Annotated in this window: 13 protein-coding genes; 5 read left to right on the top strand and 8 right to left on the bottom strand. The window is 73.1% G+C overall.

Going from position 1 to position 16,070, the window contains the following annotated elements:
* Positions 1-13: 13 nt before the first annotated feature.
* From ASF78_RS22695 to ASF78_RS04395, 7 genes are all read right to left on the bottom strand, one after another.
* A complete protein-coding gene (locus ASF78_RS22695; RefSeq protein ID WP_200940513.1) occupies positions 14-166 on the bottom strand; it encodes a hypothetical protein in 153 nt (50 codons plus the stop codon).
* Positions 167-220: 54 nt separating this feature from the next.
* Positions 221-1,528 carry a glutamate-5-semialdehyde dehydrogenase gene (locus ASF78_RS04370; RefSeq protein ID WP_056585175.1) on the bottom strand — a complete coding sequence of 436 codons (1,308 nt, stop codon included), beginning with the start codon at positions 1,526-1,528 and terminating at the stop codon, positions 221-223.
* Positions 1,529-1,596: 68 nt separating this feature from the next.
* On the bottom strand, positions 1,597-2,745 hold the full coding sequence (proB, locus tag ASF78_RS04375) for a glutamate 5-kinase (RefSeq protein ID WP_056585178.1): 1,149 nt from the start codon (positions 2,743-2,745) through the stop codon (positions 1,597-1,599).
* Positions 2,746-2,794: 49 nt separating this feature from the next.
* Positions 2,795-4,318 (bottom strand): GTPase ObgE, encoded by a 1,524-nt coding sequence (obgE, locus tag ASF78_RS04380; protein ID WP_056585179.1) that lies wholly within the window; start codon positions 4,316-4,318, stop codon positions 2,795-2,797.
* 119 nt (positions 4,319-4,437) lie between these two features.
* On the bottom strand, positions 4,438-4,698 hold the full coding sequence (gene rpmA, locus ASF78_RS04385; protein WP_055913072.1) for a 50S ribosomal protein L27: 261 nt from the start codon (positions 4,696-4,698) through the stop codon (positions 4,438-4,440).
* A 61-nt stretch (positions 4,699-4,759) separates the two neighbouring features.
* On the bottom strand, positions 4,760-5,068 hold the full coding sequence (rplU, locus tag ASF78_RS04390) for a 50S ribosomal protein L21 (protein ID WP_200940564.1): 309 nt from the start codon (positions 5,066-5,068) through the stop codon (positions 4,760-4,762).
* 199 nt (positions 5,069-5,267) lie between these two features.
* Complete coding sequence (locus ASF78_RS04395) at positions 5,268-5,876, bottom strand: TetR/AcrR family transcriptional regulator C-terminal domain-containing protein (RefSeq protein ID WP_056585184.1); 609 nt, start codon at positions 5,874-5,876, stop codon at positions 5,268-5,270.
* Between the two features lie 106 nt (positions 5,877-5,982).
* Between ASF78_RS04395 and ASF78_RS04400 the strand changes: the two genes are divergently transcribed.
* Positions 5,983-6,594, top strand: a complete 612-nt coding sequence (locus ASF78_RS04400; RefSeq protein ID WP_235518501.1) for an NAD(P)H-dependent oxidoreductase — start codon at positions 5,983-5,985, stop codon at positions 6,592-6,594.
* A gap of 17 nt (positions 6,595-6,611) precedes the next feature.
* Here ASF78_RS04400 and ASF78_RS04405 read toward each other — a convergent pair whose 3' ends face one another.
* Positions 6,612-9,653 (bottom strand): ribonuclease E/G, encoded by a 3,042-nt coding sequence (locus ASF78_RS04405; RefSeq protein WP_056585187.1) that lies wholly within the window; start codon positions 9,651-9,653, stop codon positions 6,612-6,614.
* A 483-nt stretch (positions 9,654-10,136) separates the two neighbouring features.
* Between ASF78_RS04405 and ASF78_RS04410 the strand changes: the two genes are divergently transcribed.
* From ASF78_RS04410 to cydC, 4 genes are read left to right on the top strand one after another with little or no spacing between them, the layout of a single operon-like run.
* Positions 10,137-11,639: a cytochrome ubiquinol oxidase subunit I gene (locus tag ASF78_RS04410; protein ID WP_056585191.1), complete on the top strand. Its 1,503-nt coding sequence runs from the start codon at positions 10,137-10,139 to the stop codon at positions 11,637-11,639.
* A gap of 15 nt (positions 11,640-11,654) precedes the next feature.
* Positions 11,655-12,710, top strand: coding sequence for a cytochrome d ubiquinol oxidase subunit II (gene cydB, locus ASF78_RS04415; protein ID WP_056585193.1), 1,056 nt, complete (start codon positions 11,655-11,657; stop codon positions 12,708-12,710).
* On the top strand, positions 12,707-14,344 hold the full coding sequence (cydD, locus tag ASF78_RS04420) for a thiol reductant ABC exporter subunit CydD (protein ID WP_056585195.1): 1,638 nt from the start codon (positions 12,707-12,709) through the stop codon (positions 14,342-14,344). Before cydB ends, cydD begins: the two co-directional genes overlap by 4 nt.
* Positions 14,341-16,056 (top strand): thiol reductant ABC exporter subunit CydC, encoded by a 1,716-nt coding sequence (cydC, locus tag ASF78_RS04425; protein WP_056585197.1) that lies wholly within the window; start codon positions 14,341-14,343, stop codon positions 16,054-16,056. The genes cydD and cydC overlap by 4 nt, the downstream gene beginning before the upstream one ends.
* Positions 16,057-16,070: the final 14 nt, after the last annotated feature.

Below are 16,070 nucleotides of genomic sequence, written 5' to 3' on the forward strand. Positions count from 1 at the left end.
TCCGGTCCGTCGGTCAGTGGCGCGTCCCGACACTCCGGAAGGCGAACGTGATGAGCAGCATGGCGACGAGACCGACGAACGCACCGACGCCGAACACCACGGGCGGGAACGGCAGCTCGTTGGTGTGCTCGGCGGCCTCAGCAGCGGCGATCAGGGCAGCGTGCACGTCAATCCTCCAAGGTGGGCGAGAGCCCTCAGTGTCGCACGGTCGGCTGTGCGATCAGGGTCGTACGTGCCCGTCTCCGTGCACGATCCACTTCGTGGTGGTGAGCTCGGAGAGGCCCATCGGCCCCCGCGCGTGCAGCTTCTGCGTCGAGATGCCGATCTCGGCTCCCAGGCCCAGCTGACCGCCGTCCGTGAACCGCGTCGACGCGTTGACCATGACGGCCGCGGAGTCCACCTCGGCGACGAACCGTTCCGACGCCGCGAGGTCCCGCGTGACGATCGCCTCGGTGTGCCCGGAGCTCCACTCACGGATGTGCTCCAGAGCCTCGTCGAGCGAGTCCACCACCCGGACCGCGAGGTCGAGCGAGAGGTACTCGGTCGCCCAGTCCTCGTCGGTCGCGGGCACGCAGGACACCTCGTCGGGCGCCAGGGCGAGGGTCGCCTCGTCGCCGTGGATCGTCACGCCCGCGTCGGCGAGCATCGCCAAGGCGACCGGCAGGAACTCGTCGGCGACCGCCTGGTGCACGAGCAGCGTCTCCGCGGCGTTGCAGACGCCGACGCGCTGCGTCTTGGAGTTCAGCAGGATCGGGATGGCGACGGCGAGGTCGGCCGTCTCGTCGACGTAGACGTGCACGTTGCCGACGCCGGTCTCCACGACCGGCACCGTCGACTCGCGCACGACCGTCCGGATGAGGTCCGCCCCGCCACGAGGGACGAGCACGTCCACCAGGCCACGGGCGTGCATGAGCGCCACGGCGCCCTCCCGCCCCCACGCGTCGATGGACTGGACGAGCGCGCCGGGCAGGCGTTGCGCGACGAGGGCCTGCGACAGGACGTCGACGATCACCTCGTTGCTCGCCGCCGCCGCCGAGCCGCCCCGCAGGATGACGGCGTTGCCGCTCTTCAGCGCGAGCCCGGCGGCGTCGACGGTCACGTTGGGCCGCGCCTCGTAGATCATGCCGACCACACCCATCGGCACCCGGACCTGACGCATCCGCAGGCCGTTCGGCAGGGTCTGGCCGCGCACGACCTCCCCCACCGGGTCCGGCAGGGCAGCCAGCTCCCGCAGCGCGTCCGCGATCGCCACGATGCGCTCGGGCGTCAGGGCGAGCCGGTCCAGCAGTCCCGCGGAGGTGCCGTTCGCCCGGCCGCGCTCGAGGTCCACGGCGTTGGCGGCGACGATCTCGGGGGTAGCCGCGACGAGCGCGTCGGCCATCGCGCGCAGCGCGGTGTCCTTGGTCGCGCGGGTGGCGGTGGCGAGCCGACGGGAGGCGACCTTGGCCCGCTCGGCGACCGCACGGACCTGCGCGGTCACGTCCGTCTCGGCTGTCGTCTGCACCGGCTGGTCGAGCGACGTCGTCATCCGACCAGGGTAGTCCCGGCGCCGCGGAGGCCGACGGCCCGTCTCAGACCGCCACGTCCGTGCGCTGGTCAGCGGCGTCTGCGGACCAGGACCAGGTCGTCGCGGTGGACCAGCTCGCGGTCGTAACCCGGGCCCAGCGACGCGCGCAGCTCGGAGGTCGAGCGGCCCAGGAGCGGCGGCACCTCGTCGGCGTCGTACGAGACGAGCCCGCGCGCCACGAGGAGTCCGTCCGGGCCGACGAGCTCGACGGGGTCGCCGGCTTCGAACGTGCCCTCGACCCCGGTCACCCCGGCGGGCAGCAACGACGTCCCCCGCTCCAGCACGGCCCGTACGGCGCCTGCGTCGAGCATCAGCCGCCCGCGCGTGTTGGCAGCGTGCGCGAGCCAGAGGCGACGGATCGACGTCCGCCGGCCGGTCGCGGTGAACCACGTCCCGACGTCCTGCCCGGCCAGCGCCTGCGCGGCCTGCGCGGCGGACGTGAGGACGACGGGCACCCCGGACTGCGTCGCGATGGCGACCGACTCCAGCTTGGTCACCATCCCCCCGGTGCCGACGGCGCTGCCACGCGAGGCGACGTCGATGCCCTCGAGGTCCTGCGCGTGGACCACGGACGCGATGCGCCGGGACCCGTCGCGCGACGGCGGGCCGGTGTAGAGGGAGTCGACGTCGCTGAGCAGGAGCAACGCGTCGGCGTGCACCAGGTGCGAGACCAGCGCGGCCAGACGGTCGTTGTCCCCGAACCGGATCTCGTCGGTGGCCACGGCGTCGTTCTCGTTGATGACGGGCACGATCCCGAGGTCGAGCAGCCGGGTCAGTGCGCGGTGCGCGTTGCGGTAGTGCACCCGCCGGACGGTGTCGTCGGCGGTCAGCAGCACCTGCCCGACCTGCAGCCCGTACCGCGCGAACGCGGCGGTGTAGTGCGCGACGAGCAGCCCCTGACCGACGGAGGCCGCTGCCTGCTGGGTCGCCAGGTCCCGCGGCCTGGTGGCCAGCCCGAGCGGGCCGAGACCCGCGGCGATCGCGCCGGACGACACCAGCACGACCTGCCCGCCGGCGGCCCGGCGCGCAGCCAGCACGTCGACCAGGGCGTTCAGCCGCTCCGGGGCGAGCCGACCGTCCGGCCCGGTCAGCGACGACGAGCCGATCTTGACGACCACCCGGGACGCCGAGACCAGCTGCTGGCGGTCCTGCAGGGCGTCGACGGTCACGTCCCGCATTCTGCCGCGCACACGCCGCGGGTCACGCGCTTATCCGGGGACCGGACGATCAGCTCTCCGCCGCGTCGGTCCAGACGCCGGCCTCGCGCTCGGTCCACAGCTCCTCGCGCGCCTCCGTCTTGGCGTCCATGCGCTCCTTGTACTCCTGGCGCTTCTCGCCGCGCGTCGGGCGCGAGTGGTCCTCGAGCCGCAGGTCGACACCGCGCGGCCCACCGAGGAACTCGGACCCGGTCATGAGCGTGGGCTCCCAGTCGAACACCACAGCGTTGTGCTCCGGGCCGATGCGCACCTCGTCGCCGGCGACGGCACCCGTCGCGAACAGCTTGTCCTCGACGCCCAGCCGCGCCAGCCGGTCGGCCAGGTAGCCCACGGCCTCGTCGTTGGAGAAGTCGGTCTGGCGCACCCAGCGCTCGGGCTTCTCGCCGCGCACCCAGAAGTACACGCCCTGACCCTCGACCTCGCGGCGCGTCACGGTGAACCCGGCGTCGTCCACGGCCTTGGGACGCAGCACGACGCGGGTGTTCTCCGGCGCAGGCGCGTCGCGACGGGCCTTGTCGACGATCTCCCCGAGCGCGAACGTCAGCGGACGCAGACCCTCGTGGCTCGCGGTCGACACCTCGAACACGCGGAACCCGCGGGCCTCGAGGTCGGGCTTGACCAGCTCGGCGAGCTCACGTGCCTCGGGGACGTCGATCTTGTTGAGCACGACGATCTGCGGCCGCTCCAGGAGCGGCACACGACCACCCTCGATGCTCAGGTCGCCGGCGTAGGTCCGCAGCTCGACCTCGATGTCCTCGAGGTCCGAGAGCGGGTCGCGGTCGGGCTCGAGCGTCGCGCAGTCGAGCACGTGCACGAGGACGGCGCAGCGCTCGATGTGCCGCAGGAACTCCAGGCCCAGGCCACGCCCCTCGGACGCGCCCGGGATGAGGCCGGGGACGTCGGCGACGGTGTACCGCGCACTGCCCGCCTGGACGACTCCCAGGTTGGGGACCAGCGTCGTGAAGGGGTAGTCGGCGATCTTCGGCCGGGCCGCGGAGATCGCGGCGACGAGGCTCGACTTGCCGGCACTCGGGTACCCGACGAGCGCGACGTCGGCGATCGTCTTGAGCTCGAGGACGATGTCCTGCTCGGTGCCGGGCTCGCCGAGCAGCGCGAAGCCGGGTGCCTTGCGACGCTGCGAGGCGAGCGCGGCGTTGCCGAGCCCACCGCGACCGCCGGCAGCCGCCACGTACTCGGCGCCCACGCCGACGAGGTCGGCGAGCACGGTGCCGTCGGGAGCCTTCACGACGGTGCCGTCCGGGACACCGAGCACCAGGTCGGTGCCGGTGGAGCCGGAGCGGTGGTCACCCATGCCCTGCGTCCCCGACGGGGCGTGCCGGTGGGGCGAGTGGTGGTAGTCGAGCAGCGTGGTGACCTGCGGGTCGACCGCGATGATCACCGAGCCGCCGTTGCCGCCGTTGCCCCCGTCGGGGCCGGCGAGCGGCTTGAACTTCTCCCGGTGGATGGACGCACAACCGTGCCCACCGTCACCGCCGGTCGCATGCAGCACGACCCGGTCGACGAATGTCACCACGGCTGAACCTCCCTCGCATTGCTACATCTCGATACTCACACGCAGAAGGGGCGCACCGCACCGGTGCGCCCCTTCCACGAATGACCCGACGCGGACCGATGCCGCATCGTCCTGAAAACTCAGACCTCGGCCGCCACGACGATGTCGATGACCTTGCGGCCACGGCGCGTCCCGAAGGTCACGGCGCCAGGGGCGAGGGCGAACAGCGTGTCGTCGCCGCCACGGCCGACGTTCACGCCGGGGTGGAAGTGCGTGCCGCGCTGGCGGACGATGATCTCGCCGGCCTTGACGACCTGGCCACCGAAGCGCTTGACGCCCAGACGCTGGGCGTTCGAGTCGCGACCGTTGCGCGAGGAGCTCGCGCCCTTCTTGTGTGCCATGACGAACCTGCTTTCGTGCTCAGAGAGTGGGGTCCGCAACCTGCCGGCCGCGGCGCGGGAATCAGGAGATCTCGGTGACCTTCAGGCGGGTCAGCTTCTGGCGGTGACCCTGGCGCTTGCGGTAGCCGGTCTTGTTCTTGTACTTGAGGATGTCGATCTTGGGACCCTTCTCGTCCCGCACGACCTCCGCCGTCACCTTCACCTTGGCCAGCGCCTTGGCGTCGGTGGTGACCTTCTCACCGTCGACGAGCAGCAGGGCGGTCAGCTCGATGGTCGACCCGGCCTGCGCGGCGAGGCGGTCGACGACGACGACGTCGCCCACCGCGACCTTCTCCTGGCGGCCGCCAGCCTTCACGATCGCGTACACCACGTTGCTGCTCATCTCTGCTCGTCGAACTGCCTAGGTCACTAACGCTCTGGGTGCGCCCTGCCTGCGCCCGCGCACATCCCGCTGCCACCGGTTGTCGCCGGTCCCGTGGGGGTTCGCGTCGGCGCCGCTGCGGCGGCACACCTGACCAGCGCGCACACGACGCGCCGACGTTCTAGGGTACGGACCGCACGCCGCAGGGTCAAACGTGGCCGTGCCGCGACAGGTCCGACGTGACGGAACGCACGTCGCCCGCGGCGAGCCGCGACTCCAGCCCGCGCACGATCACGTCGACACCGAAGGCGAACCGCTCCTCGACGTCCTCGCCGACGCCCGGCGGTTGCGCCTGCTCCTCCACCGCGAACCCCTGCACGAACGCGAGCAGCGTCCCCCAGCCGCGCGTCGCGTCGGGCACCGAGAAGCCGGCGTCGACGAGGATCGACAGCGGCAGCTCGACCCACCCGGCCAGCCGCTCGTCGGCGAGGTAGGTCCCGCTGAACACCCGGGCGCCGTCCCGGCGGGCCAGCAGCGCCGCGCGGAACCGGTCGGCCGAGAGCTGCACGCAGTCCTGCCACGGCTCCCCCGCCAGCGCGGCGAGCTCGTCGTTCGCCTGGTCGATGAGGTCCCGGAGCATGGTCGTCGCCATCTCGTCGAGCAGCGCCGCCTTGCTGGGTACGTGCCAGTACAGCGCCGCGGCCTGCACCCCGAGGTCGCTCGCCAGCCGGCGGAGCGTGAGCCCGTCCAACCCGACCTCGTCGAGCAGGTCGAGGGCGCGCCGGACGATCCGCTCGCGATCCAGTCGCTGCGCCATCCCACCGCCCTCCCCTCAGGTACCGCCCCACCTTGACAACTGAACGGCGTTAAATCAATCTAACAGCGTTCAAGTTAACACCGTTCAAGGAGCCCCCGTGCGCACGATGGTCGTCGTCAACCACCCCTACGAGGGCAGCTTCTGCCACGCGCTCGCCGACGCTGCGGTGCAGGGCGCGCGGCGGGCCGGACGCGAGGTGGACCTGCTCGACCTCGACGCCTCGGGCTTCGACCCGGTCATGCGCCGCGCGGACCTGGCGGCCTGGCGCGCCCACACCACCATCGACCCGGTCGTCGCGGACCTGCAGCGCCGGATCGACGCCGCGGACCACCTCGTCCTGGTGCACCCCGTCTGGTGGGAGACCGCACCGGCGGTGATGAAGGGCTTCATCGACAAGGTGCTGGTGCCCGGCTGGGCCTACGACGACGGCATCCTCGGTCTGCCCCGGGCACGGTTCGTCCGGCTCCAGCGCGTCACCGTGGCGACGACCATGGCGACCCCGGGACCCGCGTACCGATGGGTGTTCGGCAACACCGCGCAGAAGGCGTCCGTCCGCGGGGTCTGGCACAAGATGGGTGTGCCGGCGCGGTGGCTGAGCCACCCGCGCGTGGCCGAGGTGTCCCCGCAGCGACGGGCGCGGTGGCTCACGCGCATGGAGGACCGGGTCGCCGGCGTGCGGCTCGCACCGCGCGACGAGGCGCTCGTGCCGGTCGGCTGACCGGCACGAGCCCGTCGTCAGTCCTGCTCGGTCCCGGCGTCGTCGACGGGCGTGCCGGCGTCCGCCTCGAACACGTCCGCGGGCACCGCCGTCAGCTCGAGCTCCTCGACCGGCCCGTCGGACCCGGGCTCCGCGGCCTTCGAGCCGGCGAACTCGGCGAGCACGTCGAGCGCGGGTGCACCCGGCGCCGCCGGCTCGGGCTTGGCAGCAGCCGGCGCATGGTGCTCGTGCTCGTGCGCGTGGGCGGCGGCCGCGGCGATCGTCGCGAGCGTCGCCTTGACCGCCTCGCGGGCCTCCGGCAGGACCGGCACCCCCACGTGCGGGACGTGCGCGACCGGCTCCTTGGCACCGCCGCGCTTGCGGCGCGACCGCTTGGCCTCGCCGTCGGACGTCGCGGCGGGCTGCTGCTGGGCACCGGCGTCGGGACGCTGGTTGTTCTTCTCGATCGGCTCCTCGTGCACGATGAAGCCGCGCCCGTGGCAGTGCTCGCACGTCTCGCTGAACGCCTCGACCAGACCCTGGCCGACGCGCTTGCGCGTCATCTGGACCAGGCCGAGCGACGTGACCTCGGCGACCTGGTGCTTCGTCCGGTCCCGGCCGAGGCACTCGACGAGGCGGCGCAGCACGAGGTCGCGGTTGGACTCGAGCACCATGTCGATGAAGTCGATGACGATGATGCCGCCGATGTCCCGCAGCCGGAGCTGACGGACGATCTCCTCGGCGGCCTCGAGGTTGTTGCGCGTCACGGTCTCCTCGAGCGTGCCGCCCGACCCCGTGAACTTGCCGGTGTTGACGTCGACGACCGTCATGGCCTCGGTGCGGTCGATGACCAGCGAGCCACCCGACGGGAGCCAGACCTTGCGGTCCATGCCCTTGGCCAGCTGCTCGTCGATGCGGTGCTCGGCGAACACGTCCGCGGCGGACTCCCAGCGGGACACCTTCTGCGCCAGGTCCGGGGCGAGCTCGTCGATGTACGACGAGATCGTGGACCAGGCGTCGGCGCCCTCGACCACGAGCGAGGAGAAGTCGTCGTTGAAGATGTCGCGGACCACGCGGATGGCCATGTCCGGCTCGCCCTGGAGCAGCGCCGGTGCCGACGCGGTCTTCGACTTCTTCTCGATGGCCTCCCACTGCCCCTGCAGGCGGGCGATGTCGGCGCGCAGCTCGTCCTCGCTGGCGCCCTCGGCCGCGGTGCGCACGATGACGCCGGCGGTGTCCGGCACGATCTCGCGCAGGATCTTCTTCAGGCGGTTGCGCTCGGTGTCGGGCAGCTTGCGGCTGATGCCGGTCATGCCGCCGCCGGGCACGTACACGAGGTAGCGGCCGGCGAGCGTGACCTGCGAGGTCAGGCGGGCACCCTTGTGGCCGATCGGGTCCTTGGTGACCTGCACGAGGACCGGGTCGCCGGACTTGAGCGCCTGCTCGATGCGTCGTGCGGAACCGCCCTCGAGCCCGGCCGCGTCCCAGTTGACCTCACCGGCGTAGAGCACCGCGTTGCGACCCTTGCCGACGTCGACGAACGCGGCCTCCATGCTCGGCAGCACGTTCTGCACGCGACCGAGGTAGACGTTGCCGACCATCGACGACTGCGCCTGGTTGGACACGTAGTGCTCGACGAGTACCCCGTCCTCGAGCACGGCGATCTGGGTCCGGGCGTTCTTCTCCCGCACGATCATCGAGCGGTCGACCGACTCGCGACGGGCCAGGAACTCGGACTCGGTGATGATCTGGCGGCGACGGCCGGCGTCACGGCCGTCCCGGCGGCGCTGGCGCTTGGCCTCGAGCCGGGTCGAGCCGCGCAGGGCGGTGACCTCGTCGCTCGGTGCCCGCGTGCGGGCCGGGCGGGCGTCCCCCTGGTCCCCGGAGTCGCCGCGCGAGGAACCGCGACGACGGCGGCGACGGCGACGGCTCGAACCGTCGCTCTCCCCCGCGGCCTCGTCGGAGTCGGACTCGGTGTCGCCCTCGGCGCCCTCGTCGGACTCGTCGTCGGGCTCGTCTGCGTCCTCGGTCCCGCCGGACTCGGGACGACTGCGCCGGCCCCGGCCGCCGCGTCGACGACGACGACGCGGTGCACCGGGGGTGCCCTCGTCGGACGCCTCGGTGTCGTCGTCCTCGTCCGTGTCGACCTGCTCGTCGGCGGTCTGGTCCTCGGCGACCTCGTCGGCGGGGGCCTCGTCCTCGGTCTCGACGTCCTCGACGACGACGTCCTCGGCGGGTGCGGCGTCGCCGCTGCGACCGCGACGACCCCGGCGGCGCGAGCCGCGCGACGCGGGCGCGGCGGCCTGCTCCGACGGCTCGGCCTGCTCGACGGCCTCGGTCGCGTCCGGGGCTGCCTCGCGGTGGGCGGCCTCGGAGATCTCCTCGGGCGAGCCCGTGCTGGCCTGGGCGCGGCGGCGGCGCGGGCGCGCTGCCGACGGGTCCGGTGCCTGGAAGAGCAGAGCCGTCGTCGCGAAGCGTGACCCGGTGGAGGTGCTGCTCGTGGTGGCGTTGGCCGGCTCGGGCGCCACGTCGGACTCGACCGGCGCGCCCGCGGCGGCCAGCTCGGCCAGGACGTCGAGCGTCGCTGCACCCTCGGCCTCGACCTCGTCCTCGTCCTCGACGAGCGGCTCGACGACCGGCTCGGGCGCCGGCTCCGGTGCGGCCGCGGCGCGGGTCCCGGAGCGACGGCGGCGCGGCGCAGCCTTGACAGGCTCCTCCGCGACGACCTCGGCGGCCGGCGCCTCGTCGACGAGGGCCGTCTCCGGCGTCGGGGCCTCGACGGGGGCCGGCGGAGCGTCGTCCGACGACGTGACGACGACGGTGCGGGTCACGCGGCGCGACTTCTTCTTCGGCGGTGCGGCCGGGGCGTCGTCGCTCGGCGTCTCGACGACCGGTACGGGCGGGGCTGTCGGCTCGACGACGGGCTCGACGGGCGCCTGCACGGTGACCACGGCGTCGGCCGGCGCCTCGTTGCTGGGAGCGGCGGTCACGCGGGTGGCACGGCGGCGGCGCGGAGGTGCGGGCGGTGCCTCACCCCCGGCGGTCGTCACGTCTGCGGTGGGGGTGTTCTCGTCGGTCACGCGAAGTGCTCCTGGGTACCGCACATCGCCACCCACACGCGGCGCTGCTCGGTCGGTCGGTCGTCGCACGCGTGCTGCGCGGCGACGGAAAGTCGGCGGTCGTGGCTGCTGCACCCGGTCGGCGCCATCGCCTGCGGGGCCGGAGCCGTCAGTCCCGATCGGGGACCAGCGGGCGGCGAAGCGGCGGCTGGCGCGCACGACATGCTGGTGCTGCGAGCTCAAGGGTCCCGAGACGGTGTGGTCGTCCTAGGAGCCGGGGTCAGTATCGCACAGGGGTCTTCGCACGGCGTGCCGTCCCCTCTCGTCGGCGCGTCCCGGTGTGATGCACACCCGGTCGTGCCTGGCTTCCGGCACCACGACCGCAGGGGCAGACTGGACCCGGTCCTCGCGTTCCTGTCCAGGCCACCTGACCTGGACGGTCGTCTCGTCCGTCGGGCGCGCGGACCTTCTACCCGACGGCACGCCTCGCCCCTCGGAGGACTCGTGGACACGCTGGACGTGGCACGGTGGCAGTTCGGCATCACGACCGTCTACCACTTCATCTTCGTCCCGTTGACGATCGGCCTGGCGCCGCTGGTCGCGATCATGCAGACGGCGTGGGTGCGGACCGGGAACGAGCGCTGGCTGCGGCTGACCAAGTTCTTCGGCAAGCTCCTGCTCATCAACTTCGCGATCGGTGTGGCCACCGGCATCGTGCAGGAGTTCCAGTTCGGGATGGCGTGGAGCGAGTACTCCCGCTTCGTCGGGGACGTCTTCGGTGCCCCGCTGGCCATGGAGGCGCTCGCCGCGTTCTTCGTCGAGTCGACGTTCCTGGGACTCTGGATCTTCGGCTGGGACAAGCTCCCCAAGAAGATCCACCTCGCCTGCATCTGGGCGGTGGCGATCGCGACGAACCTGTCCGCCTACTTCATCCTCGCGGCGAACTCCTGGATGCAGCACCCGGTCGGCGCCACGTTCAACGAGGAGCGCGGCCGCGCCGAGATGACCGACATCGGCGCGGTGCTGTCGAACAACACGCTGCTCGCGGCGTTCCCGCACACGATCTCGGCCGCGTTCCTCACGGCGGGCACGTTCGTCGCCGGCATCGCCGCGTGGTGGATGGTCCGGCTGGTGCGCGCAGGCCAGGCCGAGAAGGCCCGCGACGTGTACCGACCCGCCGTGGTCCTCGGTGTCATCGTCATGGTGATCTCGGGGGTCGGTGTCGCCCTGAGCGGCGACCAGCAGGCCAAGCTGATGTTCGAGCAGCAGCCGACGAAGATGGCGGCCGCCGAGGCGCTGTGCCAGACCACGTCCAGCGTGCCGTTCTCCATCCTCGCGATCGGGCCGCTCGGCACGGGCGACGACTGCGACAAGGTCACCCACCTCCTCGAGATCCCCGGAGCCCTCTCGTTCCTGGCGACTGGCGACTTCTCGGCCACCCTGCAGGGCACCGACCAGCTGCAGGAGGAGTACGAGGAGCGGTTCGGGTACACCGACGCGAACGGCGAGCCCATCAGCTACATCCCGAACCTCGCCGTCACCTACTGGGGCTTCCGCCTCATGATCGGGTTCGCCCTCGGGTCGGCCGCGCTCGCGCTGGTGGCGTTCTGGGTGACCCGCAGAGGTCGGGTCAGCGGCAACGTGTGGGTCGGCCGGCTCGGCATCGCCGCGATCGCGACGCCGTTCCTGGCGTCGTCGTTCGGCTGGATCTTCACCGAGATGGGCCGTCAGCCGTGGGTCGTCGCGCCCAACCCGAACCCGGGCGGCGTCGACGGCGTCTGGCTGCTCACCGCACGCGGCGTCTCGACGGTGACCAGCACCGGGACGATCCTGACCAGCCTGATCGCGTTCACGCTGCTCTACGGGATCCTCGCGGTGTTCTGGTTCCGGCTCATGCACCGGTACGCGATCCAGGGCGTGGCGGACAGCGAGCACGACCCCAGCCCGGACAACCCCGACAACGACCCGGACACGGCGCACGAGCGCCCGCTGTCGTTCGCGTACTGAGCGGAGCCGACGACCATGGAGCTCACGACCGTCTGGTTCATCCTCATCGCGGTCCTCTGGACCGGCTACCTCGTGCTGGAGGGGTTCGACTTCGGCGTCGGGATGCTGCTCGGGCTGCTGTCCCGCGGCGACCGCGCGACCAAGGACCGGGACCGTCGCGTCATGATCAACACGATCGGCCCGGTCTGGGACGGCAACGAGGTGTGGCTGCTCACGGCCGGCGGCGCGACGTTCGCGGCGTTCCCGGAGTGGTACGCGACGATGTTCTCCGGGTTCTACCTGCCGCTCCTGCTCATCCTGCTCGCGCTCATCGTGCGGGTGGTCGCGTTCGAGTGGCGGGGCAAGATCGACGACCCGCGCTGGCGGTCGCTGGCCGACCGGTGCCTGATGGTGGGTTCGTGGGTGCCGGCCGTGCTCTGGGGCGTGGCGTTCGGCAACCTGGTCCGCGGTGTACAGCTCGACGCCGACCACCAGTACGTCGGGGGCTTCTGGGCGCTGCTCAACCCGTTCGCCCTGCTCGCGGGCGCGACGACGGCGCTGATCTTCCTCACGCACGGCGCGGTGTTCCTGGCGCTGAAGTCCGACGGTGACGTCCGCGCCCGCGCCGGGGCGTTCGCGGCGAGGGCGTCCGTCGTGACGCTGGTCGTCGCCGGGACCTGGGCCGTCTGGGCGCAGGTCGCGTACTCGGTGCCGTGGACGTGGGCGGCCGTGGTCGTCGCGGCCGGGGCACTGGTCGTGCTCGTCGTCGCGACGCAGCGCCGCAAGGAAGGCCTCGCGTTCACCGCCTCGGCCGTCGCGATCGTCGCCGCGGTCGTCCTGATCTTCGGGTCCATGTACCCCGACGTCATGCCGGCGTTCGACCCGGCCAACTCGCTGACGGTCACCAACGCGTCGTCGACCGACTACACGCTCACGGTGATGACGTGGGTGGCCGCGTTCCTCACCCCGCTCGTCCTGCTCTACCAGGGGTGGACGTACTGGGTGTTCCGCAAGCGGATCTCCGCGGACCGGATACCGGACCACACGGGCCTCACGTTCGAGAAGGTCACCGCACCCTCCGCCGACCGGTGAGGCCCCTGGACCCGCGCCTGCTGCGGCACGCCCGAGCCGCCCGCGGATACGTCGCGCTGACCGCGGCGCTCGGCGTGCTCACCGCGGCTCTGGTCGTCGCGCAGGCGCTTCTGCTCGCCCGCGCGCTCGGTGCCGCCGTCTCGGACGGGGCCACGCTGGAGGTCCTGGCTCCGACGATCGTCTGGTTGGCGGTCGTCGTCGCCGTCCGGACGCTGGTGACCGCGACGCAGGAGCGCTTCGCGCACCGTGCCGCCACCCGGACGATCGCCGAGCTGCGCGAGCAGGTGGTGGCGCACGCCGTGGCGCTCGGGCCACGCTGGCTGGCATCCGGCGAGGGGCCGTCGGTGGTCACGCTCGCCACCCGGGGCCTCGACGCGCTCGAGCCCTACTTCGTCCGGTACCTGCCGCAGCTGGTGCTCGCGGCCACCGTGACGCCCGGCGTCCTGCTCGTCGTGCTCGGGCTCGACTGGATCTCCGCGGGGATCCTCGTCGTCGTGATCCCGCTGGTGCCGATCTTCATGGTGCTGGTCGGACGCCTGACGCAGGGACGCTCCGAGCAGGGCCTGGTCGCCATGCAGCGGCTCGGCACCCAGGTCCTCGACCTGCTGGCGGGTCTGCCCACGCTACGGGCGCACGGGCGGGAGCGCGGTCCGGGGGCCCGGGTGCGGACCCTCGGCGACGCGCACCGCCAGGCGACGATGGGGACGCTGCGCATCGCGTTCCTGTCGGGCATGGTGCTCGAGCTGCTGACCACCCTGTCGGTGGCCCTCGTCGCGGTCGGGATCGGGTTGCGGCTCGTGGAGGGGCACCTCGACCTGGTCACCGGGATCGCCGTCCTGGTCCTGGCGCCCGAGGTCTTCCTGCCGCTGCGCCAGGTCGGGGTCCAGTTTCATGCCGCGGCGGACGGCGTCGCGGCGGCGGGTCGGGCCTTCGAGGTGCTGGAGACCCCGCTCCCGCCGAACGGGACGCGGACCGCACCGGACCTGCGGACGGCGACCCTGCGGCTCGACGGCGTCGCGGTGCGGACCTCGGGCGGGTGCACCCCCCACGGGCTCGACCTGGTGCTCCCGCCCGGCACGGTCGTCGCGCTGACCGGGCCGAGCGGCGTCGGCAAGACCACCGCGCTCGAGGTCGTCCTCGGGCTGCTGCGACCCGACGACGGCCGCGCGTCCATCGACGGCGTCGACCTCGCCGAGATCGACCTGCCCTCTGTGTGGACGCAGGTGTCCTGGCTGCCGCAGCGACCCGTCCTCGAGCCGGGGACGATCGCCGAGCTCGTCGGGGGCGACGAGGCGTCCCGCGCGGCGGCGGCCGCGCTCACCGGGCTCGACGCGGTGCTCGCCACCCTGCCCGACGGCTGGGCCACCTCTCTGGGCCGCGGCGGTGCCGGGCTGAGCCTGGGCCAGCGGCAACGTGTCGCCCTGACGTGCACCCTCCTGGCGGCGACACCGCTGGTCGTCCTCGACGAGCCCACCGCCCACCTCGACGCGGCCGGCGAGCAGGTCGTCCTCGACACCGTCCGGGCCCTGCGGCACGCGGGCCGGACCGTGCTGCTCGTCGCGCACCGCCCCTCGCTGGTCGCGGTCGCCGACGACGTCGTGCACGTCCGGTCGACCGCGGCGGTGCTCGCATGACCCGCGGCACCCTGCGGCGCGCCGTCCGCCTCCTCGACCTCGACCCGCGCAGGTTCGCGCTCGCCCTCCTGCTCGGGACGCTCGCGCTCGGCTGCGGCGTGGCGCTCGCGGCGGTCTCGGCGTGGCTGATCGCCCGCGCCTCCCAGATGCCGCCCGTGCTGCAGCTGTCGGTCGCAACCGTCGCGGTGCGCGCCTTCGGCATCGGCCGCGGGGTGCTGCGCTATCTGGAACGACTCGTGTCCCACGACGTCGCCCTGCGCGGCATGACCGAGCTGCGCACCACCCTGTACGAACGGCTCGCGGCGGCGCGGCCCGACACACTCCTGCGGGTGCGACGCGGGGACCTGCTCGCCCGCGTGGGCGCGGACGTCGACACGGTCGGCGACGTCGTGGTCCGCGGGCTGCTGCCGGCGGGGGTCGCCGCCGCGCTCGGTGCGGGCACGGTGCTCGCCATGTGCGCGTTCTGGCCGCCTGCCGGGCTCGCGCTCGCTGCGTGCCTCGTGCTCGCGGGCGTCGTCGCCCCCGCGATCGCCGCCCGGGCCGCGCGCACGACCGAGCAGCGCGCGGTGCAGAGCCGCGCGGACATGAACGCGACCGCCCTCGGCCTGCTCGACGACGCCGGTCCGCTGCTCGTCGGCGGGCGGGCGGGCAGCGAGCTGGCGGCCCTGCGCGCGTCCGACCGCCGCCTCGCGGCCGCCACCGACGCCGGCGCCGGTCCGGCCGCGGTCGCCGCGGGGCTCGGTCAGCTCGCGGTCGGCGTGGCGATGCTGGGGGCCCTGCTCACCGGCGTCCCGGCCGTCGGTGCCGGTCTCCTGACGCCCGTCGAGCTCGCGGTGGTCGTGCTCACCCCGCTCGCGGCGTTCGAGGCGACGTCGCTGCTGCCCGCCGCCGCGATCCAGGTGCAGCGCTCGCGTGCCGCGGCGGTCCGGGTGCTGGCGCTGCTCGACGCCCCGCCCGACGTCCCGGCCACCGACACCGCCGCCGGACGACCCCCGCTCGTCGCGACGGACCTCGCGTGCGGCTGGCCGGGGACGGCACCGGTGGTCACCGGGCTCACGCTCGACCTGCGGCCCGGCCGTTCCGTCGCGATCGTCGGACCGTCGGGTACGGGCAAGACGACCACCCTGCTCACGCTCGCCGGGCTGCTCCCCCGGCAGGCGGGCACCCTCACGCTCGACGGGCACGACGTGGACCACCTCGACCGGCACGCCGTCGCCGCCGCGGTCGTCGTGGGTACCGAGGACGCCCACGTCTTCGGGACCACCGTGCTGGAGAACCTGCGCGTCGCGCGCGGCGACCTCACGGCCGCGGAGGCGACCGAGGTCCTGGCGCGCGTCGGTCTGGCGGAGTGGCTCGTCGGTCTTCCAGACGGCCTCGACACCGTCGTCGGCCCGGACGCCCGCACGGTGTCCGGGGGCGAGCGGCGCCGGCTGCTCGTCGCGCGCGCCCTGGTGTCCCCGGCTGAGCTCCTGCTCGTCGACGAGCCGGCCGAGCACCTCGACCCCGAACGTGCCGACGCGCTGGTCACCGACCTGCTGAACGACCCGCGCGGGGTCGTCGTCGTGACCCACCGGCTCAGCCCGCTCGCCGCCGCCGACGAGGTCGTCCTGCTCGACGCCGGCCGTGTTCTCGCACGCGGATCCCATGCCGACCTCGCCGCGACGGTCCCCGACTACCGTGACGCCTGGGAGCGAGAGCGCGCGATCGACTGACGCGAGGCCGGCAG

This window comes from Cellulomonas sp. Leaf334 (assembly GCF_001424195.1).
In the GTDB taxonomy this organism is placed as follows: domain Bacteria; phylum Actinomycetota; class Actinomycetes; order Actinomycetales; family Cellulomonadaceae; genus Cellulomonas.

Coding starts and splice junctions, on each gene's coding strand:
- ASF78_RS04370 (WP_056585175.1), bottom strand. CDS start 1,528: ATGACGACGTCGCTCGACCAGCCGGTGCAGACGACAGCCGAGACGGAC.
- rpmA (WP_055913072.1), bottom strand. CDS start 4,698: ATGGCACACAAGAAGGGCGCGAGCTCCTCGCGCAACGGTCGCGACTCG.
- proB (WP_056585178.1), bottom strand. CDS start 2,745: ATGCGGGACGTGACCGTCGACGCCCTGCAGGACCGCCAGCAGCTGGTC.
- cydB (WP_056585193.1), top strand. CDS start 11,655: ATGGAGCTCACGACCGTCTGGTTCATCCTCATCGCGGTCCTCTGGACC.
- ASF78_RS04400 (WP_235518501.1), top strand. CDS start 5,983: ATGGTCGTCGTCAACCACCCCTACGAGGGCAGCTTCTGCCACGCGCTC.
- cydC (WP_056585197.1), top strand. CDS start 14,341: ATGACCCGCGGCACCCTGCGGCGCGCCGTCCGCCTCCTCGACCTCGAC.
- ASF78_RS04395 (WP_056585184.1), bottom strand. CDS start 5,876: ATGGCGCAGCGACTGGATCGCGAGCGGATCGTCCGGCGCGCCCTCGAC.